The organism is Flavobacterium muglaense, from assembly GCF_014305155.1.
Lineage (GTDB): Bacteria > Bacteroidota > Bacteroidia > Flavobacteriales > Flavobacteriaceae > Flavobacterium > Flavobacterium muglaense.
The window spans coordinates 47,671-71,743 of record NZ_JACRUK010000009.1; the positions used below are offsets into that span (position 1 = coordinate 47,671).

General features: G+C 36.8%; 17 protein-coding genes and 1 pseudogene. 10 read left to right on the forward strand and 8 right to left on the reverse strand.

Annotation, left to right across the window (positions count from 1 at the left end):
- Positions 1–165: 165 nt before the first annotated feature.
- The 5 genes and pseudogenes from H8R24_RS05985 to gndA all read right to left on the reverse strand — a co-directional run bounded on the left by H8R24_RS05985 (position 166) and on the right by gndA (position 6,262).
- On the reverse strand, positions 166–936 hold the full coding sequence (locus H8R24_RS05985; protein ID WP_187017652.1) for an SDR family NAD(P)-dependent oxidoreductase: 771 nt from the start codon (positions 934–936) through the stop codon (positions 166–168).
- 239 nt (positions 937–1,175) lie between these two features.
- Positions 1,176–1,415 (reverse strand): annotated as a pseudogene (locus tag H8R24_RS18345) (FCD domain-containing protein); the annotation flags it as partial.
- Between the two features lie 15 nt (positions 1,416–1,430).
- Positions 1,431–1,886: a FadR/GntR family transcriptional regulator gene (locus tag H8R24_RS18350; protein WP_317172567.1), complete on the reverse strand. Its 456-nt coding sequence runs from the start codon at positions 1,884–1,886 to the stop codon at positions 1,431–1,433.
- An 87-nt stretch (positions 1,887–1,973) separates the two neighbouring features.
- On the reverse strand, positions 1,974–4,328 hold the full coding sequence (locus tag H8R24_RS05995; RefSeq protein WP_187017653.1) for a polysaccharide lyase 6 family protein: 2,355 nt from the start codon (positions 4,326–4,328) through the stop codon (positions 1,974–1,976).
- A 56-nt stretch (positions 4,329–4,384) separates the two neighbouring features.
- Positions 4,385–6,262: an NADP-dependent phosphogluconate dehydrogenase gene (gene gndA / locus H8R24_RS06000; protein ID WP_187017654.1), complete on the reverse strand. Its 1,878-nt coding sequence runs from the start codon at positions 6,260–6,262 to the stop codon at positions 4,385–4,387.
- Between the two features lie 473 nt (positions 6,263–6,735).
- On the opposite strand from gndA, the gene metG reads away from it, so the two are divergent.
- From metG to H8R24_RS06025, 5 genes are all read left to right on the forward strand, one after another.
- Positions 6,736–8,820: a methionine--tRNA ligase gene (gene metG / locus H8R24_RS06005; protein ID WP_187017655.1), complete on the forward strand. Its 2,085-nt coding sequence runs from the start codon at positions 6,736–6,738 to the stop codon at positions 8,818–8,820.
- A gap of 101 nt (positions 8,821–8,921) precedes the next feature.
- Positions 8,922–9,803: a DMT family transporter gene (locus H8R24_RS06010; RefSeq protein WP_187017656.1), complete on the forward strand. Its 882-nt coding sequence runs from the start codon at positions 8,922–8,924 to the stop codon at positions 9,801–9,803.
- Between the two features lie 68 nt (positions 9,804–9,871).
- Positions 9,872–10,558 (forward strand): HAD family hydrolase, encoded by a 687-nt coding sequence (locus H8R24_RS06015; protein WP_187017657.1) that lies wholly within the window; start codon positions 9,872–9,874, stop codon positions 10,556–10,558.
- Between the two features lie 220 nt (positions 10,559–10,778).
- A complete protein-coding gene (locus H8R24_RS06020; protein WP_187017658.1) occupies positions 10,779–12,032 on the forward strand; it encodes an OmpA family protein in 1,254 nt (417 codons plus the stop codon).
- A 117-nt stretch (positions 12,033–12,149) separates the two neighbouring features.
- Positions 12,150–12,779, forward strand: a complete 630-nt coding sequence (locus tag H8R24_RS06025; protein ID WP_187017659.1) for a chloramphenicol acetyltransferase — start codon at positions 12,150–12,152, stop codon at positions 12,777–12,779.
- 76 nt (positions 12,780–12,855) lie between these two features.
- On the opposite strand, the gene H8R24_RS06030 is transcribed toward H8R24_RS06025, so the two are convergent.
- Positions 12,856–13,188, reverse strand: coding sequence for a single-stranded DNA-binding protein (locus H8R24_RS06030; protein WP_187017660.1), 333 nt, complete (start codon positions 13,186–13,188; stop codon positions 12,856–12,858).
- Positions 13,189–13,377: 189 nt separating this feature from the next.
- Here H8R24_RS06030 and H8R24_RS06035 point away from each other — a divergent pair, with 189 nt between their 5' ends.
- From H8R24_RS06035 to H8R24_RS06055, 5 genes are all read left to right on the forward strand, one after another.
- A complete protein-coding gene (locus H8R24_RS06035; protein ID WP_187017661.1) occupies positions 13,378–14,901 on the forward strand; it encodes a carbon-nitrogen hydrolase family protein in 1,524 nt (507 codons plus the stop codon).
- Positions 14,902–14,904: 3 nt separating this feature from the next.
- A complete protein-coding gene (locus H8R24_RS06040; protein WP_187017662.1) occupies positions 14,905–15,252 on the forward strand; it encodes a hypothetical protein in 348 nt (115 codons plus the stop codon).
- A 25-nt stretch (positions 15,253–15,277) separates the two neighbouring features.
- Positions 15,278–17,695, forward strand: a complete 2,418-nt coding sequence (locus H8R24_RS06045; protein ID WP_317172568.1) for a M28 family peptidase — start codon at positions 15,278–15,280, stop codon at positions 17,693–17,695.
- Between the two features lie 155 nt (positions 17,696–17,850).
- Positions 17,851–18,675 (forward strand): SDR family oxidoreductase, encoded by an 825-nt coding sequence (locus H8R24_RS06050; protein ID WP_187017663.1) that lies wholly within the window; start codon positions 17,851–17,853, stop codon positions 18,673–18,675.
- Between the two features lies 1 nt (position 18,676).
- Positions 18,677–19,621: a DMT family transporter gene (locus H8R24_RS06055; RefSeq protein ID WP_225876776.1), complete on the forward strand. Its 945-nt coding sequence runs from the start codon at positions 18,677–18,679 to the stop codon at positions 19,619–19,621.
- 84 nt (positions 19,622–19,705) lie between these two features.
- Here H8R24_RS06055 and H8R24_RS06060 read toward each other — a convergent pair whose 3' ends face one another.
- Positions 19,706–21,769, reverse strand: coding sequence for a M13 family metallopeptidase (locus tag H8R24_RS06060; RefSeq protein WP_187017664.1), 2,064 nt, complete (start codon positions 21,767–21,769; stop codon positions 19,706–19,708).
- Positions 21,770–21,945: 176 nt separating this feature from the next.
- The gene (locus H8R24_RS06065; protein WP_187017665.1) at positions 21,946–24,009 is read right to left on the reverse strand and encodes a M13 family metallopeptidase; all 2,064 of its coding nucleotides are present in this window, start codon (positions 24,007–24,009) and stop codon (positions 21,946–21,948) included.
- Positions 24,010–24,073 lie beyond the last annotated feature (64 nt).

The window sequence follows — 24,073 nt, forward strand, 5'->3', positions numbered from 1 at the left end:
TTATTTAAAGAAAACAGAGCTATGTGAAACCAAGAATTGGACTATCCTACACTTTTTCCTATGTTTCTATGTGGTTAAATTTTTATTAAATGGTTAATTAAAATTTTTATTAATTACACCCAACGGGTTATTTAACTGGTTATTGGCATGCCATTTAACAAAGAACTACATATTATAGACTCCGCCATTAATATCCAGAGTAGCCCCAGTTATAAAACCGTCATACTCGGACGCTAGGTATACAACTGCTCGCGCTACATCATCAGCATTACCTGCTCGCTGGATAGGAATGCCTGCGACTGTAGCAGCTGCGGACTCTGCCGTTGTATGTGTATTATGAAAAGAAGTACCCAGAATAAGTCCTGGAGCAACAGCATTCACACGAGTGCCTTGAGGTCCTAATTCTGATGCAAGTGCTCTTGTAAAAGTTAAAATCGCTCCTTTGCTTGTTGAATATACCAGTGAGCCCGGATGACCGCCTTTACGCCCTGCAAGTGACGCCAGATTCACAATACTGCTATTGCTGTTTTTGGCGAGATAAGGCGCTGCCGCACGTGTGACCAACATCATGGACGTAAGGTTGATATCCATGACTTTATGCCAGAACTCTATTTCCATTTCGTTCAGCATTTTTCGGGCAACTAGCGAACCTGCATTGTTAATTAGGACATCTAGACTTCCTAAAGCATTTACTGTTTTTTCAATTAATTCATTTGCATCGGCTTCTTGGGTTAAATCACCTGCTATTGCCAAGGCTTTTTGCCCTTTGCTACTTGCATATTCCACCAATTCGTTTGCGGTCGCTGCACTAGAAAAATAATGTATGGCAACATTGGCACCGCTATCTATAAAGTGTCTCGTTATTGTTTCACCGATACCCTGCGCACCAGCAGTGATGAGGATATTTTTTCCGGTTAATTTTGTATTGTTATTCATGATTTTATTTCTATTATTTGATAATTTTCGGTTTATTCCTAATCATTTTAGCATTAAAAACACTGCTTACATTAGGTTGTCAAATCGAGCGCAGTCGAGATGTTTTTAATTTACTATTTTCTAGAATTGAAGGGTTTCGACTCGCTCAACCTGACAAAAAAGCGAAGACTTTATACAGCTGTTTCTAAAGATGAATTGGGATTACGTAGTCATTAATTATTTCGACTTCCTTTTTAATGCTAACTAATGTCGCAGTACTCGTATAGTAACTTGAAATGTTCTTTCATTCTTTTTTTGGCCAATTTTGGATTTTGATCCCGAATGGCTTCGTAGATTTCTGTGTGCTCCTTGATTCTCAAATCATCTAGCTGGTTGTATTCTACATGGTACTTCTTAAAATCTACAATAATTTGCGGTGTGATGGCAATCATAATTTGGTTCATGGTAATATTATCACTGGCTTTGGCTATAGCCAAATGAAATAATAAATCTTCCTACACGGCATCTTCACCAGACAGTATCTTTTTTTCATGTGCATCCAAGGCTTTTTTAATATTTGCTAAGCCTTCGTTTGTGCGTTTTTTTGCCGCCGACTTCACCGCTTTTAATTCTAATACAATTCTAGTTTCAACTAAAGATTTAAAACTGGGTACTCCAAGATTTAAAATATCTTCAATCATTCCGTTCATAGCAATGCTACCAATATTGGGAATAAAAGTCCCGCTTTGAGGCAGTGATTGTAAGATTCCATAGGATTCTAATTTCAAAATGGCCGTATGAATACTTCTTCTGCTTACTCCAAATTTCTCGGCTAATTCTCGCTCCGGTGGCAATCGATCACCTGGTTGTAAATTTTTCTTGTTTATTAATTCATTGATTTGACTAATGATGGTATTAACACGCGCAGTTATTTCTAAATTTTCGTTTTTCGAAAGGATATCTAAGTTCATATTCTACAAAATAGTATTAAATTGAAGCGACAAAATCATTGGGTAACTGCTTTATTTTAATGAATTGGCTATTTCTAAATCACTTAGTTATTTAGTGCTTTTTTGATCTATAATTCCTAAGTCTAGTTTATCAGTTCCTTTGCCTTTTAGTGGCGAATCATCCAATAACTTAAAAGTTTCACTATCATATGAAGGTTTCAATTCCCAAAGATTTTCTACAGTGTATTTTTGATCTCCCGTAACTTCAAGTTTACCGGACTCGTAGAAATCATTATTTAGAATGTTAACTACTGGCTCTCCTACTACTAAATGCATATTTACCGGCTTGGTTTTATTAAAAATATTATTTTCAATAGCAATAACTTGGACTCCGTATAAAGAAATGGCCGCTCCATATTTATTTCTAGTTCCAAAACCTACATGGTCTAAAACATTGTGATCCACATCTAAGAAAGGACCAAAAGTACTTTCGTCTGTTCCTCCTCTGTAAATTCGTATAGCACTACCTTGTACGTCTTTCAGGATATTGTTTTTCATTATAAAATGCTCCACATTATAAGCTCCAATATCATCGGTTTCGGTATCTAATGCGGCGATGTGACCAGTAATATTCTTGAATTTTGAATTCTGAATACTAATTGTATCGGCAAAGGTTCCCTTAGCCACTCGTAGCACATCAAAAGAATGATTTACGATCAAATTTTCGAAAACACATTTATCGATAAACAACTTATAGTTTTCGATCATCGAATTCTTGCTGGTAGTAATCACTGAATTTGCAGCATAATCTGGCGAACTCGCTCCATCAAATTTTAAATTATCTAAGGACATACTTCCGCCATTTTGAATTTCGAAAGCCATCATTCTTTCGAATAAAATAGTTGCTTTTTCTGCTCCCGAAGTTTTAAAAGTCAATGGATGTTTGATCTCAACCACTTTGGTAAACACATATTCCCCACCCGATTGAAGTTCAATAATATCACCCGGCTGAGAATTTGTAGCAGCATCAAATACCGTGTTGATTCCTGGTTTTGCAACAATGGTTTTTCCCGAATTTAAAGCGATGGTTTTATCTGCTTTAGCGTACCAAGTAGTTCCCGTATTGTCTTTAGTGGCAATAAGAGCACTAATTTCGATTTTAGTTTTAATTTTATTCGAAACAGGAATTAAAAACCCCTGCTTGTTTTTTACCAATTTCATGTCGGCCGTTGTGAAACCGTTTTTGAAAGTAGTGGAGGTGTTTTTACTTAAAATATTATCTTTAAAAGTGATACCGCTAATATCATCATAGGCCGTAAAAATATCTTTCTGCACATCATTGTAAAATATATTCCCTGACATTTCAGAGTTTTTTGGCGGCATACTTCTTTCGGCATCGCTACCGGCACACAGCTGAATATAGTCGCAATTAACAAAAGTATTGTTGTTTACTTTCGCTTTTATCACTGGCACATAACGATTTGGTGGCGAATTTGGAACCCCATTCATCATGACAAAAGCACCTCTAAATCGGTAACCCGCCAATCCTATATGGTAATTATTGATGACCGTTTGCGCTTCATTGATTACGCGAACACCACCGGTACTTGCCAAACCATTTCCAATAAACACATTACCATCAACCAAAGTTTCATTACCATGACGGATGGTTAAAGTTCCTGTACATTCAAAAAACATATTGTATTTATAGGTGTTCTGACAGGATTTATTGGAGATAATTTCATGTTCACCATCACATCTGTCAAAATAATTAGACTCCACCACCGTTTTAGAATTTTCCAATGCATTATGACTTGTACCGATTCTTAAGGTTTCGCCCCCATTATTTCCATAAGTAGGTCGTGGCCCAAAATAGTTGTGGTCTATTTTATGATTGTTTTCGATACTTCCTTTGGTATCCAAACCAACAATCATGGTTACTCCTAAATTCTTTTTACCTTCAATATGATTGTGATCTATTCGATTGTTTTTTCCATAAATAGCAACCCAATAATCTTGCAACTGGCGTTCTGGATTGTTATAATTATCGATTACACACTCCGTTAAACGGCAATTATTAGCTAGTTCCTTTTTATTTTTTCGAAAAGAAATCACCTCGTTGGATGGTGTGTATCCGTTTTTAAAAACCAAACCTTTTACAATTAAATATTCTCCCGCAATTTGAAGATTGGAACGACCTTCCAAAGTAACTTTCCCAGCTTCTTCTACCGTTAAAGTGATCGGTTGTGCCGCCGTACCTTTTCCTTCAAATAGAAGTTCGGTATTTTTCCAAACGCCATTCGCTAGTACAATAACAGCTCCTGGTTTCGCGTTGGCAACGGCTTTGTTAAATTCAGCAGCGTTTTTAACTAAAATATCAGACTCCTTATTGTTTGCTTTCCATGAAGTCATCCCTACGATAATGACTATTGCTATTAAAAAACGACTAAGTAAATTTTTCATATTAATCTGTTGTGTTTAATGCGCACCTTTTTGGTACAATTCAATTAAAAATAATGTTACCAATTCGTATGATGAAATGTTCCTGACTCATCATCTGTTCGTTGATAGGTATGTGCGCCAAAATAATCGCGTTGGGCTTGTATGATATTTGCTGGTGAATTTGCGGTTGTATATCCATTGAAAAAATTAACAGCGTCACTCAAACAGGGAGCTGCTAATTCATTTAAAACACAATTTGCAACTACTGTGTTTATCGATGGTTTCAATAATTTGACCTGATCAATAATGGTTTTATGTTTCAAAATAGCATCCTCTTCCTTTAAAACCCCAATGAGTTCCACCATAAAGTCCGATCGAATGATGCAGCCATTTGTCCAGATTCTAGCTATTTCACTTAAGTTTAAATTCCACTTATACGCTTTCCCAGCATCAGCAATTAATTTAAATCCTTGATAATGATTTACAATTCTAGCAAACTGATAGGCTTCTAAAACTTTTTGATGGTCTACAACCAATTCCTGATTTTCAGTAGTAAAATTGATGCTTGCTTGAATTCGGTCTTCTTTATAAAACGAGTTAAAACGGGCAAATAATGCAGTCGCAATCATACTGCTTGGCACTCCTAGTTGGGCCGTGGCAATGGTTGCCCAGTTTCCAGTTCCCTTATTTCCTGCTTTGTCGACAATTTTATTGACTAACCAATCGTCTCCTTCTTTTTTTCGAAGAATAGCAATCGTGATTTCTAGTAAATAACTATTCGCTGTAGGTTGCCAAGATGCTAAAATGTCGGCAATTTTATCAGGAGCAGTTCCCATTCGATGAAAAATACTGTAGACCTCGGCCAACAATTGCATTTCTACATACTCTACACCATTATGAACCATTTTTACAAAATGACCACTACCTTCTTCACCTATATAGGTACAACAAGGCAAGCCGTTCGCATCTTTGGCTGCGATTTTTTCTAAATAAGGTTGAACCAAATTGTAAATTTCTTTGTTTCCACCAGGCATAATCGAAGGTCCTTTTAGTGCGCCTTCTTCACCACCAGAAACACCAACACCAATAAAATGGATGTTTTTATTTTTTAATAGATCGTGACGTTCTTTTGTGTCTAAATAATTGGAGTTTCCGCCATCAATCAAGATATCGCCATCAGTTAAAAACGGAACCAAATCGGCAATAACGCTATCAGTAGTTTTTCCTGCATTGACCATAAGCATGATTCTTCTAGGGGTTTGCAAGGAATTTGCAAAGGCTTCTAAATCAGAAAAAGCTTTTGCCGTTTGTAATTCCTCATGATCGTTCTTGAAATTGGCAGCAACTGATTCCTCGACCCCAGCCACTTCTCTATTAAATATAGAAATATTGAATCCTTTTTGAGCTAAGTTTCTACTCAAACTCTTTCCCATTACTCCCAATCCAAATAATCCAAATTCTGATTTCATTTCCATTTTCTTGGCTATTATTTCAACAATATCTTCGGGTTTTAAATCAATCTTAATTTCCAGTGCATTTAAGGGTTCTTCTAAAATATCAAACTGTGATTGCAATAAATCAGATTGCATATAATGGTTCTCTCTTTTATTTATTCGATCTAAAATTTGGTCAAAACTTCCAGCCAAATGAATCCATTTTGTTTGATTTTGAATATCAGTACTTAAAATGTCTCTGTAGGATTGTTTTAAAGCCGAACAAACAATAACACAACTGTTACTTTCTAGAGTTTCTTTGGCCAATTTATTGAGTGTAACCAACCAGCCGTAGCGGTCTTCATCATTCAGTGGCACGCCATTACTCATTTTGTCAACATTGGATTGCGGATGAAAATCATCACCATCAAAAAAAGTAACTTTTAACCTTTTAGACAGCAATTGTCCAACCGTGCTCTTTCCGCAGCCAGATACACCCATTATAAAGATTACATTATTCATATTCGATTTATCTTTTTAAACTATTATCAATTTAACAGATCACAAAGCGCAAAAGCTATTGTTCCGGCCATTAGATTTAGCGTAAATGGCTAATTCCAATTTGAGGTTTTTTAGTACGTCAATAAATTGGTGAACCAAATTGGTGAACCAAATATAATATTAATTAATTACTATTAAAATTTATTTTAGTATTAATGCGAATTTGACAAAAAAAACTACTAAATATTTGATTTTTAGAACCTAGATATATTTTTGACATATATCAACATTCTCACCTAAAAGAATAATTTACGTACGGACAAGTCGCGACTTGCCCCCCCAACCCTACGATAAAAAATCTTATTTCTAATATGGAGCTCGATCATTATAATTTGAAAAATCACATTTTTTTTCACACAAGTACGGACAAGTCGCGACTTGTCCCTACGTCCTATCATAAAATATCTTATTTTTGCACCCAATAAAATTGAATCATGATACAGAATCCAAAAAGATATACGATTACTGCGGCATTGCCTTATACAAACGGACCCATTCACATTGGCCATTTAGCGGGTGTTTACGTGCCATCCGATATTTATTCTCGTTACTTGAGATTGCAAGGTAGAGACGTTTTGTTTGTTTGCGGAAGCGACGAGCACGGTGTGGCTATTTCGATGAAAGCCAAGAAAGAAGGAATTAGTCCGCAAGAGGTAATTGATAAATACGATGGTATTATTCGCAAATCATTTATTGATTTTGGAATCTCATTTGATAATTACTCGAGAACTTCGGCTAAAATTCATCATGATACGGCTCAAGATTTTTTTAAAAAATTGTACGATAATGGTGATTTTATAGAACAAGTAACGGAACAATTGTATGACGCAAAGGCAGATCAGTTTTTGGCAGACCGTTTTGTAACAGGAACTTGCCCTAAATGTGGCAACGAAGAAGCGTATGGTGATCAATGTGAGAAATGTGGATCTACTTTGAATGCGACAGATTTAATAAACCCAAAATCGACTATAACTGGTGAAACTCCAATTATGAAATCAACGAAACACTGGTTTTTACCTTTGGATCGTTATGAAGATTTCTTGAAAGAATGGATCTTAGTTGGACATAAAAATGACTGGAAACCTAATGTTTACGGACAAGTAAAATCGTGGATTGATGGCGGATTAGAACCTCGTGCGGTTACGCGTGACTTGGATTGGGGAATTGATGTTCCTGTGACTGGTGCCGAAGGAAAAAAACTATATGTTTGGTTTGACGCTCCTATTGGATACATCTCAGCTACTAAGGAATGGGCTTTACGCGAAGGAAAAGAATGGGAACCGTACTGGAAAGATCAAGATACCAAGCTAGTTCACTTTATTGGCAAGGACAATATTGTTTTTCACTGTGTAATTTTCCCGGCGATGTTGAAAGCCGAAGGAAGTTACATTTTGCCAGACAACGTGCCTGCAAATGAGTTCTTAAACTTAGAAGGAAATAAATTATCGACTTCTAAAAACTGGGCGGTTTGGCTGCACGAATATTTGGAAGAATTTCCAGGACAGCAGGATGTATTGCGCTATGCATTGACCTCAAACGCACCCGAAACAAAAGACAACGACTTTACTTGGAAAGATTTTCAAGCTAGAAATAACAATGAATTAGTAGCTATTTACGGGAATTTCATTAACCGCGTGGTAGTTTTAACTAATAAATATTACAACGGGATTGTTCCTGCGCCAAACGAATTATCAGAAGTAGATGAAGCGACTTTAACAGAGTTGAAAGCATATCCAGCTGTAATTTCGAGTTCTGTGGAGCGTTACCGTTTTAGAGAAGCGTTAGGAGAATTGATGAACGTAGCGCGTTTAGGAAATAAATATTTAGCCGATGAAGAGCCTTGGAAAGTGATCAAAGACAATCCAGAGCGTGTACAAACACAAATGTATGTAGCTTTGCAAATTGCGGCCGCGTTGAGTGCACTTTGCGAACCTTTCTTACCTTTTACAGCAACTAAATTATCGAGAATATTAAAAATCGAAAGTCCGTTGAACTGGAACAGCATTTCAGAAACTTCAGATTTATTGGTTGCGGGTCACCAAATAGGAGAAGCTGAACTATTGTTTGCAAAAATAGAAGACGAAGAAATTCAGAAACAAATTGACAAATTGGAAGCAACTAAAACGGCTAATATCGCCGAAAACAAAAAAGCTGAACCGCAAAAAGAAGCGATTCAATTTGATGACTTTGCCAAAATGGATTTGCGAGTTGGAACCATTATCGAGGCCGAAAAAATGTCTAAAGCAAATAAATTACTAGTGCTAAAAGTAGACACTGGTATTGATGTTCGTACGATAGTTTCGGGAATTGCTGAGAGCTTTAAACCGGAAGACATCATAGGAAAGCGAGTAACTGTATTAGTAAACCTAGCGCCTAGAGCACTACGCGGTGTAGAAAGTCAGGGAATGATCTTGATGTTTACAAATGCCGAAGGGAAATTAGTTTTTATTAATCCAGACACTTCGACTTCACTCAGTACAGGTTCTGACGGTGTTGCCAATGGTGAAACGATAAATTAAAAAAAAATAAAAATATACCAGCACGAATTTCACTAATTTGCACTAATTTATTTGTGTAAATTAGTGAAATTCGTGTATATAATAGAGAACAGCAAAAAGCAATGACCAATACAAAACCAAGATTAGCACTCGCTTTCGGGATACTGTGTATTTCGATCTTTCCCATTTTAGTAAAACTGAGACTTACACCGGGATTAATATCCGCGTTTTATAGAATGGCAATCGCTTTCTCATTGCTGCTACCTTATATGCTTATCACTAAAAAGTTTAAGCTCCCTCAAAAGAAATACATTTTATTAGCCATTATATGTGGGGTATTATTTGCCTCAGATGTTGCGGTTTGGAATATTGCCATTCAAGAATCAAGTGCTACGCAAGCATCGTTATTGACTAATTTGTCTCCGTTGTGGGTGGGAGTAATCTCTTATGTGTTTTTAAAAATTAAACCCGCTACTAATTTTTGGATCGGAACGATCGTTGCTTTACTTGGAATGATCTTATTAGTAGGTTTCGAATTTTTCCTAGAACTCAACTTTGACCATGCTTTTATACTAGCCGTCTTATCTGGTCTATTTTACTCGATTTATTTATTGGTCAGTAAAAAAGCATTGACACATATTGATGTACTTTCGTTTATGATGATTAGTTTACTGGCATCATCAATCTACTTAGCAATAGCTTGTTTACTAATGAATGAACCCTTTTCAGGATTTAGTGATATGGGTTGGTTTGTATTATTACTTCAAGCAGTAGTTTGCCAATTGATGGCATGGTTATCCATTAGTTATGCTACGCAGCATATGCGCCCTACCAGAGTTTCACTAAGCTTACTCGCTCAAGCAGTAATCACCGCACTTCTCGCCTGGGTATTTCTAGATGAAAAAATAACATTCAATATGGTTATAGGTGGAATGATATTATTATTAGGAATACGAATCACTTTTTACACAAAAAACATTATTACCCAAAAACCGACAACATAACACCATTATAAAAGAGCCTTTGTTCATCCCTAAAAAACCACAACTGCGTTTCTTTAAAAACAAAAAACATGACCGATTTTAAAATAATAGCCTTTGATGCCGACGATACTTTATTTGTCAACGAAACCTATTTTGCGGAAGCAGAAGAAAAATTCTGTGCGCTAATGAGTGATTATCATTCTAAGCAAAGCATCTCTCAAGAGCTTTTCAAAACGCAAATCAATAACTTACCCACTTATGGCTACGGAATAAAAGGCTATATTCTTTCGATGATTGAAGCAGCTATGGTTATTTCAAATAATACCATTCCGGTAGAAGCAATCAGTAAAATAATTCAATTCGGAAAAGAGTTGGCCGAAAAGCCAATTGAATTACTCGAAGGAGTCGAACAAACACTAGAGGCCTTATATGGTAAATACAAATTAGTTGTTGCAACAAAAGGAGATTTACTAGACCAACGTAGAAAGCTACACAAATCGGGTTTAGGAAAGTATTTTCATCACATCGAAGTCATGTCAGACAAGCAAGAAATCGACTATCTTGATTTAATCAAACGCTTAGACATCAAACCATCCGAATTCTTCATGATTGGCAATTCCCTTAAGTCGGATGTTTTACCGGTATTAGCGATTGGAGGTCACGCAGTTCATATTCCATTTCACACTACTTGGGCGCACGAAAAAATAGATCACAAGGTAGAACACCCTAATTTTAGGTCTCATTTTAAAATATCTGATGTTTTAAACACAATTTAGACAAAAAAAATAATATATTCTTCCAAAAAATTAAATATCAGGGTCAAAAAATTAACACCTAAGCACAAAATTCCTCAAAATATTACCATTAAAATTATTGATGTCATAAAAAAAACATTAATTATTAAGAATAAAAATGATTTTTCACCTAATTGACCGTTTGAAATTTCTTATTAAACATTATATCGTATTTTTGCGTAGAATTTAAATAAAAAATAAAATGAAAAAATTAATACTTAGTTTTGTTTTTGCATCTGCAATTACAACAATGAGTGCTCAAACAGAGAATGCACCGAGCGTAAAAAATGATTATAACAAATGGTCTGTTGAATTAGCAGGTGGTTTGAATAAAACACAACGTCCAATGACTGCTGGTTACGCTACAGCTACACCAAGTCCTTTTGTTGCTGACCTAGGAGTAAGATACATGTTCAACAATAAGTTTGGGGTAAAAGCTGACTTTGGTTACAACAGTTTTACTGAAAAAAGCGGAAGCGCTCCATTTGATACAAGATACTACAGAGTAGATTTACAAGGAGTTGCAAACTTAGGAAGAATCATGAACTTTGAATCTTTCACAAACACTATTGGTTTATTAGGACACGCTGGTTTTGGATTAGCTCAATTAGAGGATCAAAACTCTGCTGCTAAAGACAAAATTGGTAACTTCATGGCTGGTATTACTGGTCAAATCAAATTAACAAACAGAATTGCTTTAACAGGTGATTTCACAACTATCCTTAACGCATCTCAAAACATGAGTTTTGATGCTGCAAGCGCTGCAGGTGGAAGAGGTTTCTCTGGAATCCTTTTTAACGGAACTGTAGGTGTAACTGTTTACTTAGGTAAAAACGAAAAACATGCTGACTGGGTTTCTGATGGAAATCGTTTAGACGGTATCGAATCTAGAGTAGCTGCAATTGAAACTAAAATGGTTGATACTGACAATGACGGTGTTGCTGATTATTTAGATCAAGAGCCTAACTCTGCTGCAAATGCTTTGGTTAACACTAAAGGTAAATCAGTTGACGCTAACAATAATAATGTTCCTGATGATGTTGAAAGCTATATCGTTAAAAACTACGGTAACCCAGCTGACAAATCTCCTGTATTAGGAAACAACGAATTAATCACAGGTTTAATTAACGGTGGTTACATCGCTACTTACTTTGATTTCAACAAATCTACTCCAACTGAAGTTTCAGCTGAAGGAATTGATTTCATCTTAACTTACTTAAGAAAAAACCCATCTGCTTCAATTGACATTACTGGTCATGCTGACGAAATTGGTGGTACATCATTCAACAACGCATTATCTAACAAAAGAGCTAACACTGTAAAAGACGTATTAGTTAAAGCTAACATCGCTGCTTCAAGATTGAACGTGATCGCTGCTGGTGAAGATAACTCAGTTGATGTAAACTCAGAATCTGCTAGAAGATTAGTTAGAAAAGTTACTTACACAGTAAAATAATTTCTACTACATAATTCAAAAAGCCCTAAAAGGAAATCCTTTTAGGGCTTTTTTTTGTTCCAATATTTCTGCCGTCCGATTAATAAAATGTATTTTTGAAAAATAAAAAAGCTTATTTTGAAAACATTTTTAGACATTGAAAATTGGCCTCGAAAAGAACATTTTCATTTTTTTAGAAAATTTGAAGAACCATTCTTTGGCGCAACAGTTGAAATCGACTGCGCCAAAGCCTACCAAACAGCTAAGGACTTAGACGCTTCTTTTTTTATCTACTACCTGCATAAAACGGTTGTAGCCATAAACACCATCACCCCATTTAAATACCGAATTTTAGACGATCAAATACTAATTTACGACCAAATTAACGCATCGGCCACCATTGGTCGCGACGATGATTCTTTTGGCTTTTCACTAATCGAATACAGTCCTGACTTTGCTGTTTTCAAAGAAAACGCTTTGACAGAAATAGCAAGGGTTCAACAAACCCCGGGTCTATTTACCCGTTCCTTTGAAACAGATGACGTTATTCATTTTTCGGCCATTCCTTGGGTTAACTTCACTTCATTGTCACATGCCCGAAGTTATAGCTTTCCGGATAGTTGCCCGAAAGTTTCTTTTGGAAAAATGACCACCAACGAAAACGGTAAGAAAACCATGTCGATGTCGGTTCATGTGCATCATGGCTTAATTGACGGCTTGCATTTAGGCCAATTTATCGATTGCTTTCAAGACCTTATGAATCAATAAAAAGAGTAAAAATGATACCCACAAAAAAACCATTCGCATCAACGAATGGTTTTTTTCTACTTCATAATGCTACGCGTTACTTCCCTAGCAACAGCAACTCAGAGGCGACTACTTCGGTAACATAGCGTTTTTCTCCATTCTTGTCATCGTAACTCCTGTGAGTTAATTTTCCTTCGATAGCAATCTCTTTTCCTTTGGTTACATACTTTTCGATAATTTCAGCAGTCTTTCCCCATGCTTTTACTCGATGCCATTGGGTTTCTTCTACTTTTTCACCTTTGTCGTTTTTATACGACTCATTAGTCGCTAAGGTAAAAAGAGCTAATTTTTTTCCTCCTTCAAGGTTTTTGATTTCTGGATCGTTTCCTAAATGTCCAATCAATTGTACTTTGTTTCTTAATGCATTCATGGCGTGTAAAATTTAATAGTTATCGTTATGTATAAAGTCTGCGCCGAGCCTTGTTTGATTCGACAGTGCAAAGATGAAACAGTACCCCAAACTTATTCGGTTAGTATTCAATTACTTTCGGTTGTAAATATTTGTAAACGTTTGTAAACGGATAATATTTTTCGTATATTTGTTAAAAATTAAACACATATGCCAAGCACAATACAGTCTATTGAATTAAGAAATTTAAAAATAGAAGATTACAAAGAATTAAAAAAATCAATGATTGAGTCCTATCCAGAAATGGCTGAATCGTTTTGGAAAGAAGAACAATTAGAAGTATTACTAAATAAATTTCCCGCAGGACAATTGGTTATTGTTGTTGACGGTATTGTGGTTGGCTCGGCTTTATCCATTTTAGTAACCGAAGACTTTGCGTTTAAAACCAAAACATACAAAGAAATAACTGGAAACTTTGAATTCTCAACACACAATCCAGCCGGAGAAGTAGTGTACGGAATCGATGTTTTTATTAACCCAAAATACCGCGGATTGCGTTTAGGGCGTCGTTTATACGACGTGAGAAAAGAATTGTGCGAACAATTAAACCTAAAATCAATCATCTTTGCTGGTAGAATACCTAGCTACGGAAAATACAAAGACGAAATCACACCTAAAGTTTACATAGAAAAAGTAAAGAAAAAAGAGATCTACGATCCCGTTTTGTCTTTTCAATTGAGTAACGACTTCCATGAGGTACGTGTGCTTCAAAACTATTTAGTAGGAGACACAGAGTCTCTTGAATATGCTGTTCTTCTTGAATGGAACAACATTTACTATGATGACAGCCCCAAATTAATAAACACTACCAAAAGCGTGGTTCGATTGGGATTAATCCAATGGCAAATGCGCTCACTAGCTAATCTCGAAGCGTTATTTGATCAAGCGGAATTTTTCATTGACACCGTTTCGGGTTACGGAAGTGATTTTGCATTATTTCCTGAGTTTTTTACCGCTCCGTTGATGGCTGATTACAATCATTTATCAGAAGCAGAAGCGATTCGCGAACTAGCACGACATACCGAAGCAGTAAAATTGAAATTTCAAGAATTTGCAATTTCGTATAACATCAATATTATTACCGGTAGTATGCCTTTTATCGAAAATGAACATGTTTACAATGTTGGTTTTTTATGCAAACGTGATGGGACTAATGAAATGTATCGCAAGATCCATATTACTCCTAATGAAGTTTTCCATTGGGGAATTACTGGAGGCGATGTTATTCAAACATTTGACACGGATTGTGGAAAAATAGGAATTGTAATTTGTTACGATGTCGAGTTCCCAGAGCTTTCAAGATTAATGGCAGACGAAGGTATGAATATTTTATTTGTTCCTTTCCTTACCGATACTCAAAACGGTTACACACGTGTCAAACATTGTGCACAAGCAAGAGCGATTGAAAACGAATGTTATGTAGCCATTGCAGGCTGTGTAGGGAATCTACCAAAAGTAAACAACATGGACATTCAGTACGCACAGGCAGCTGTATTTACACCCTCAGATTTTGCTTTTCCTAGTAACGGAATCAAAGCCGAAGCGACACCTAATACAGAGATGACTTTAATAGTTGATGTTGACATTAATCTTTTAAGAGAATTACACGAACACGGAAGCGTGAAAATCCTCAAAGACAGAAGACACGATCTCTATAGTTTGACAAAAAAATAAATCATGAAAAACTGTCTAGAATGTAGTGAGAAAATTGTGGGTCGCGAGGACAAAAAATTCTGTAGCGATGGTTGTCGTAATGCGTACAACAACAAGATCAACAAAGACAATAATAATTTCATGCGCAACGTTAATAATAAACTGCGTAAAAATTACCGCATTCTATTAGAACTTAATCCAGATGGAAAATCAAAAACAACCCGAGCTAAGTTACTTAGTAAGGGTTTTGATTTTGATTTCATCACCAATATATTGCACACAAAAAGCGGTAACACCTATTACTTTTTGTACGATCAAGGCTATATGCTCTTGGATAATGACTACTACATGTTAGTCAAAAAAGACATTTAAATACCACAGCTTACACATTCGAAATATGAAAAAAGGTTTAACCTCCCTATTATCCATTGTATTTATCCTGTTTACCCTATGCGTCCTTTTCTTTACAATGATGCCACAATGGACAGCAGACAGCACGCAACCGCTTTCTGAATTTTCTACCAAAAGAGCTTTTGCTCATGTGGAAGCAATTTCAAAGCAACCGCATTATGTAGGGTCCAAAAACCATGAACAAGTTGCACTCTATTTACAGCAAGAACTACGCAAACTAGGACTTCAAACATCTGTTCAAGAAGGATACACACTGACCGATTGGGGAAACTTAGTTAAATCCAAAAACATATTAGCACGAATCAAAGGAAGTGACAACAGCAAAGCCTTACTACTGCTCACACATTATGACAGCGCACCACACTCTTCTAGCACGGGAGCAAGTGATGCGGGATCAGGAGTAGCTACTATTCTAGAAAGTGTACGTGCTTTTTTACACGCCAAAACAGCTCATAAAAACGATATTGTTATTCTATTTTCGGATGCCGAGGAATTAGGTTTAAACGGAGCTGCCTTATTTGTAACTCAACACCAATGGGCGAAGGAGATCGGACTCGCCTTGAACTTTGAAGCCAGAGGTTCATCAGGACCCAGCTATATGTTAATGGAAACTACGCATGGAAACGCCGGCTTAGTAAATGCATTTGCAGCAGCCGGTGTACCTATGCCTGTAAGCAACTCCTTGATGTATAGTATTTATAAAATGCTTCCAAACGACACTGATCTAACCGTTTTTAGAGAAAAAGGGGAAATTCAAGGATTTAATTTTGCCTTTATCGACGATCATTACAATTACCACACCGCTCAAGATGACAGCAATCATTTAGACCAAAACACCTTGGCTCATCAAGGGAGTTATTTAATGCCATTATTGCATTATTTTGCAAACACCAATTTAGACAGCCAACAAGTCAACGATGACCAGGTTTACTTTAGCATTCCTTACGGCTTTATTCACTACCCTTTTAGCTGGGTATTACCTATGCTATATGGAGCATTAGCACTTTTTGTGTTTTTTATTTTCATAGGAAAAGCCAAAAGAATTCTATCTTTTTCACAGATAATGAAAGGGTTCTTACCGCTTTTAGGCACGATTATCAGTGCTGGAGGAATCACCTACTTTGGATGGAAAGGACTTTTACTAGCTTACCCACAATACAATGACCTACTGAATGGGTTTACCTATAATGGTCATGCTTACATAGCCGCATTTGTATTATTAACCATTGCTATTTGTTTTACCTTTTATCAAAACAACTGCATTAAAAAAACAAGGATGAACTACTATGTTGCCCCCTTGTTTTTATGGCTGGCCATAAATGCAGTTATCGCCTTGAAACTAGAAGGTGCAGGATTTTTAATTATACCAATATACTTTGCTATTTTTATCTTTGGCTTTTATGTTGTTACGCAACGCTCAAGTGTCATTCTCAATTTACTTTTTAGCATTCCCGCTTTGTTAATCATCGCGCCTTTTATACAAATGTTTCCTATAGGTTTGGGTTTAAAAGTATTATTTGGCAGCGCCATATTAACAGTGCTTACTTTTGTCTTGCTATTGCCAATTTTTGGCACTTTCGAAAAGAAAGCTAAATGGGCGCTGGCTTTTTTAATACTTTCTCTTGGATTTTTTGCAAAAGCGCATTACGAATCCGGTTATGAAAAAGGAAAAGCCAAGTCGAATAGCTTAGTGTATTTTTATGATGCCGACACGAAAAAAGCGCAATGGATCACCTACGACACCAATCTAGACGACTGGACAAAATCTTATTTGGGCGATAACCCGAAAGTCGCTTCCTTGTACAAAAATGATCCTTTGTTTAGCAAATATGGTTCGGCATTTACATTTGCCACTGACGCTCCTGATAAATCGTTAATCAAACCTACGATTCAGTTCATAACAGACAGTTTGGGCGGAAATCAACGCTATTTAAAAATAAAAATCAGCCCGAATCGCAAAGTCAACCGTTATGATATATTTGCCAATGAGACTATTGACTTCCATGATTTCAAAGCCAATGGAGTCGTTCAACTCGAACAATCAGGTAGCATACTGAAACGCAAAGGAAAAAAAGTACTTAGCTATTATGTGGTCAATAACGAACCGCTAGAATTGCAATTTAATATTAGCCAGTCCGCTGCATTTGATATGCATCTTTTAGAAAGTTCGTTTGACCTTATGACAAATCCACTATTTAACATGACTCCCAGAGCTTCATGGATGATGCCAACACCGTTTATACTCAATGATGCCATCATCATTAAAGAAAAAATCAAACCAACACCAAAGGTTGCGGTGCTTCCGGCAGCCGAAACCACCCCCCGGAACAACATACAACAAGCCTATTTTAAAACCAAAAGACAGTTTAAGCATCGACTAAGCTTTTCTTTTTTTGAAGGCTAAAAAAGCTTTGAATCAAACACAACAATTATAAGTTGCCGCAAACTCGCTATTTACACATAGCGTCCTTGCGGTTTTTTATTTCAAAAAAGGGGCCTAGGTTGTAACCAAAATGCTTCGGATTTATAGTATTTTTGTAAACTCTATTTACGTTTACAATGAAACAAATTAGCATTTTAGGTTGTGGTTGGCTCGGACTACCTTTGGCGAAAGCCTTACTACAAAAAGATTTCAAAATAAAAGGATCAACAACTTCGGCTGAAAAGCTTACTGTTTTAGCAGCTGCCGATATCACGCCTTACTTAGTTGCATTAGAAAGCGAACAAGCTCCTGAAAATATTTCGGCATTTTTTGAAGGTAGTGAAACCTTGATCATCGCTATTCCGCCGAAATTAAGAGGCAAAAACAAAGATTATTCAGATGCAAATCAAAATTCCTTTGTCAAAAAAATAGAAAACCTGCTGCCATTCTTGGAGCAATCCTCGATACAACAGCTTTTATTTGTGAGTTCAACAGCCGTTTATGGCGAAGCCAATGCTACTGTAGACGAAAACACAGCACCCATTCCAGTTACCGAAAGTGGGAAACAGTTGCTTGCGATAGAGCAATTATTACTAGCAAACAAAAAGTTTAAAACTACCATCCTGCGTTTTGGCGGATTGATAGGAGCTGATCGTCAACCAGCGCGTTTTCTAGCAGGAAAAGAAAATGTTGCTAATCCCGATGCCCCCATTAACTTGATTCACCAAGATGATTGCATTGCGATCATCTTACAAATTATTGCAACAGCAAACTGGGGCGACACTTTTAATGCAGTAACACCTTATCACCCTACTAGAGCCGAATATTATACGCAAAAAGCGATCGCATACAACCTAGTTCCGCCTACGTTTGAAATTGAAAAACCATCCGTTGGCAAAACGATTTTGAGCGACAAACTAATAAAAAAACTAGATTACACCTTTTTAATACCCCAATTATAGCATGCTACAGAAAATACAAAGTTCCTTTTCGAATAAAGTAAATACCATTGGCATGCCCATTATAGCTTTGGCTTTTGTGTGTTTTTGTTGGGGAACCACTTGGATCGCTTCCAAAGAAGGTGTGCGCCACATGCCTGCTTTACAACTGGCCGGCATTCGCCAATTTATAGGTGGCGCCTTGTACATTAGCTATTTTATGTTCAAAAAAGCGCCTTGGCCGAAAGGCAAACAATGGAAAACGATCTTGATTTTGAGTGTTTTAAATTTTGCTTTAAGCAACGGCCTCAGTACTTGGGGTGTTAAATACATCAGCAGTGGATTGGGTGCGATATTGAATGCTATTTTCCCGTTATGGATTGTAATCATCACTTTTTTAAGAGGCGAAAAACTCGCTAAACTCGCTATTCTAGGACTAGTAATTGCTTTTAGTGGGGTATGTGTCATATTCTACGAACATCTTTCGGACTTTTTACAAGCTGATTTTCGTTTTGGAATCATGCTATCTGTAATTGCGACGATTACTTGGGCTTTTGGAAGTTTGTATACCAAAAAGAAAGCAGCGACTTTTAACCCATACTTTAGTTTAGGATTGCAAATGTTCATTTCTAGCCTGTTGCTTTTGACCATTACCGAAACCACCGGCATGGCCGTAACCATGAATACGATCCCCATGACATCATGGTACGCAATTGCTTATTTAGTAATTGTAGGTTCTATCATTTCCTTTATTGCTTACATCTATATGCTACAAGAACTACCACCGGAAATTAGCAGTATTTATGCTTATGTAAACCCAATTGTTGCCGTATTACTTGGCGCAATACTCTTTGGTGAATCACTAACCATCGCCATTGCAATAGGTGGCGCGATTACCTTATTTGGTTTATTTATGGTCAATCGATCTATTAGAAAAACACGCAAGCAAGCCTTGGCTAACAAAATATAAAGTATCCTTTTTTTGCTTTCGCAAAAGCGACCCAACAAAAAACCCCAAGCTCATCACTTGGGGTTTTCTATATAAATCTACTTGTTACCAGATTCTTACTCTTTTTTCTGGAGCGATGTACATGCCATCGTTTGGTTGAATATCGAATGCTTTGTAGAAATAATCAATGTTTTGTAACGGCACATAAGCACGGTACTCACCAGGCGAATGTGGATCCGTTTTTACTTGATTCTTAATTGCCTCATCACGCGCTTTTGAACGCCAAATAGTTGACCAAGAAATAAAGAAACGTTGCTCTGGCGTATACCCATCAATTAGCCCTGGATTTCCATTTTCTTTCAAGTACAATTGCAAACCATCATAAGCAGCACTTACACCACCTAAATCACCAATATTCTCTCCTAATGTAAACTTACCATCTACAAAAGTACCTGGTAATGGCTCCAAAGCACTGTATTGAGCCGCCAAAGCACCTGTCAAGGCTGCAAATTGTTTAGAATCTTCGGCAGTCCACCAATCTACTAAATTACCATCGGCATTGTATCGAGAACCTGAATCATCAAATCCGTGTGATATTTCATGACCAATTACACCACCTATTCCACCATAATTCACGGCTTCATCCGCTTGGTAGTTGTAAAAAGGCGGTTGTAAAATAGCTGCTGGAAACACAATCTCGTTGTACGATGGGTTGTAATAGGCATTCACCGTTTGTGGCGACATACCCCATCTTGTTTTGTCTACAGGTTTATTCAAATCCTCTAGGTCTTGGTCAAAACGCCACTTCGACATCAATTTTGTATTTTCAAAATAAGTCCCACCTTCTTCAGGGCTTTTAACCACTAAAGCCGAATAGTCTTTCCATTTATCAGGATATCCAATTTTGATTTTAGATTTGTGTAATTTTTCAACTGCACTTACTTTAGTCTCAGGTGACATCCAAGCAAGGTTATTGATTCGGTTTTCAAAGGCAACAAAAATATTCTTGATCATTTTCTCAGCTTTAGCTTTGGCTTCAGCTGGAAATTTTTTCTCCACATACAATTTCCCTAGAGCTTCCCCTATTCTACCATTGATTACCTGCAAAGCTCTTTCGTCACTAGGTCTTTGTTTTACAGCCCCAGTTAAGGTTTTACCATAAAAATCAAAGCTAGCCTCATCAATAGCAGTAGACAATTGGCTTGATGCTCTGTTCAATAAAGACCAACGCATGTAAGCTTTCCAGTCGTTTACTTTATTTTCCTTCAATATTGTTTCAACGGCAGTCATATACTTTGGTTGAGAAACAATCAATGAATCTACATTTTTAAATCCTATTTTCGTAAAATAATTGTTCCAATTGATTGATGGCGTTAGTTTTTGCAAGTCGGCAATAGACATTGGATTGTATGATTTTCTGCGGTCTCTTCTTTCCACACGGTCAAATCTAGGCTTTGACATTTGGATTTCTAGCGCTAGAATTTGTTCGGCATGTGCTTTTGCTTCAGCAGGTTTTTCACCTAGAAAGCCTAATATTTTAGCAACATGGAGTACGTACTTAGCTCTTTTTTCTTTTGAATCGGCATCATCAGAAACATAATAATCTCTATCCGGTAATCCTACGCCACCAGGTCCTACGCTCAAAACGTTACGATTACTATTTTTAGCATCCGCACCTACATTAGCACCAAAAAATCCAAGACCACCAACTGGCTCCATTTCGATTAAAAGTGCTTCTAGGTCCTTAGCGTTTTTAACCGCATCAATTTTTTTCAAGTATGGTTTTAACGGCGCAATCCCTAACTTGTTTCGCCCTACAGTATCTAGGATCGATTTGTACAAGTTGACAGCTTTTCCTTGATCCGTATCCGATTTGTACTTCGGATTATTAACGGCTTCTTTTAAAATCGCCAATGCATCCGCATCAGTACGTTGTCTTAGTTCGTCAAAACTTCCCCAACGGGTTCTGTCTGACGGGATTTCGGTATTGTTCAACCAAGTTCCATTCACATACTGAAAGAAATTGTTGCTTGGTTTAACCGTTTTGTCCATGTACTTGACATTGATTCCAGGCTCTTTAGCCGGAGTTTCTGTTTGCGCTTGACTTGATGTAAGGGCAAACAAGGCAGGAATGGCAAAAAGAAATGGTTTTCTTAAATTCTTATTCATAACAATTAAAATTTAATTAAAATATTTTTTGGATTAGTAAACAATCTTCCTCATTACTACTTAAAAAGCATTAATAAAGGAGAGTCGTATTAGTACCTGGTTCTAAATAGAAGTTACAAAAATTAACATAAAAAAAAACCCAAATTGTACAATTTGGGGTTTTTTTACACTATTTCTTACCAGATTTTAACTCTTTTCTCTGGTTCGATATACATACCGTCTCCTTTTTTAATATCGAATGCTTTGTAAAAAGCATCAACATTTTGCGAAGGCACATACGCTCTATACATTCCAGGCGAGTGTGGATCCGTTTTCACTTGGCTTTTTATAGCCTCATCGCGTGATTTTGTTCTCCATACTGTACTCCACGAAATAAAGAAACGTTGCTCTGGAGTAAATCCATCAATTAAAGCAGGCGTTCCATTTTCTTTCAAGTACAATTGCAAACCATCATAAGCAGCGTTAATACCACCTAAGTCACCAATGTTTTCACCCAAGGTAAATTTACCATCAACATGTACACCTGGCAAAGGTTCTAATGCGCTGTATTGATCCGCAAGCGCAGTTCCTAAAGCGGTAAACCGTGTCAAATCATCGGCTGTCCACCAGTCTACTAAGTTTCCATCGGCGTTGTAACGCGCACCAGAATCATCAAATCCATGAGAAATCTCATGCCCAATCACAGCTCCAATACCACCATAATTCACAGCTTCATCTGCCTCATAGTTATAAAAAGGGGCTTGTAAGATCGCTGCTGGAAAAACAATTTCATTATAAGAAGGATTGTAATACGCATTCACGGTTTGAGGTGACATGTACCATTCCGATTTATCAACTGGTTTATCTAGCTTGTCAATGTCTTTTTGAAAATTCCATTTGGATACATTTTTAATGTTTTCAAAATAACTTCCACCATCAGCTACACTTGTAATACTTAATTGAGAATAATCTTTCCATTGATCCGGATACCCAATTTTAATGGTAATTTTATTCAGCTTTTCGATTGCTTTGGTTTTCGTTTCAGCCGACATCCAAGGCAGGTTCGAAATTCGGTTTTGATAAGCAGCAATGATGTTTTTGATCATTTTCTCTGCTTTTTCTTTTGCGGCAGCAGGAAATTTTTTCTCCACATACAATTTTCCCAAAGCTTCACCAATAGTTCCATTTACGGTTTGCAACGCTCTATCTTCACGAGGTCTTTGCTTGATAGCACCAGTCATTGTTTTCCCGTAGAAATCAAAATTAGCACTTTCGATATCTGTAGATAGCAACGAGCTCGCTCCGTTGATCAAGTTCCACTTCATGTATGCTTTCCAAGCCGAAACATTATTCTCTGTCAATAAAGTCTGCAAAGCTTGCATGTATTTAGGTTGCGTTACAATAACCGAATCTAGTTTTGTAAATCCAATTCCTTTGAAATACGCATCCCAGTTAATCGCTGGTGTCATTTTTTGTAAATCGGCAACCGTCATTGGGTTGTATTGCAATCTTCCGTCTCTACGCTGCACACGATCTAAACGAGGCTCAGACATTTTTACTTCTAATGCTAACACTTTGGCAGCATCCGATTTGGCTTGCGCCGGGGTTTGACCTAGAAACTGCAGCATTCTAGCCACATGCAACTCATACTTATCTCTTTTTTCTTTAGTATCTTTTTCATCCGAAGAGTAATAATCCTTATCGGCTAAACCCAGTCTACCTACTCCAACAGACAATGAATTTTTAGTACTATTTTTATCATCGGCACCTACGCCAATACCGATAAAACCAATACCGCCAATAGGCTCCATTTCGATCAGTAATTTTTGTAAGTCGGCTACGTTTTTAACTTTTTCAATCTTAGCCAAATACGGTTTCAAAGGAGCAATCCCTTGTTTGTTTCTTGCTACAGTATCCAGCATTGTACTGTACAAGTTGACTGCTTTTCCTTGATCAGTATCTGCTTTATATTTTGGATTTTTAGCAGCATCTTTTAAGATTGCCAATGCATCTGCATCAGTCTTTTTAAGCAATTCGTTAAAACTTCCCCACGAAGTTCTGTCAGACGGGATTTCGGTTTTGTCCAACCAAGTTCCGTTTACAAATCGAAAGAAATCATCGGCTGGCCTCACTTTGTAATCAAAGAATGCCGTGTTGATTCCGGGCTCTTTTGCAACTTCCTTTACTTGTGCTTTCATATCCGAAAACCCAATAATTGCAGGAATCACAAAAAGCAATGGCTTATTGAAATTAATTTTCATGTAATTTATATATTAGATTAGTCTCACAAAGCTATTAATAATAGATTTAATAAATGTTAATTTT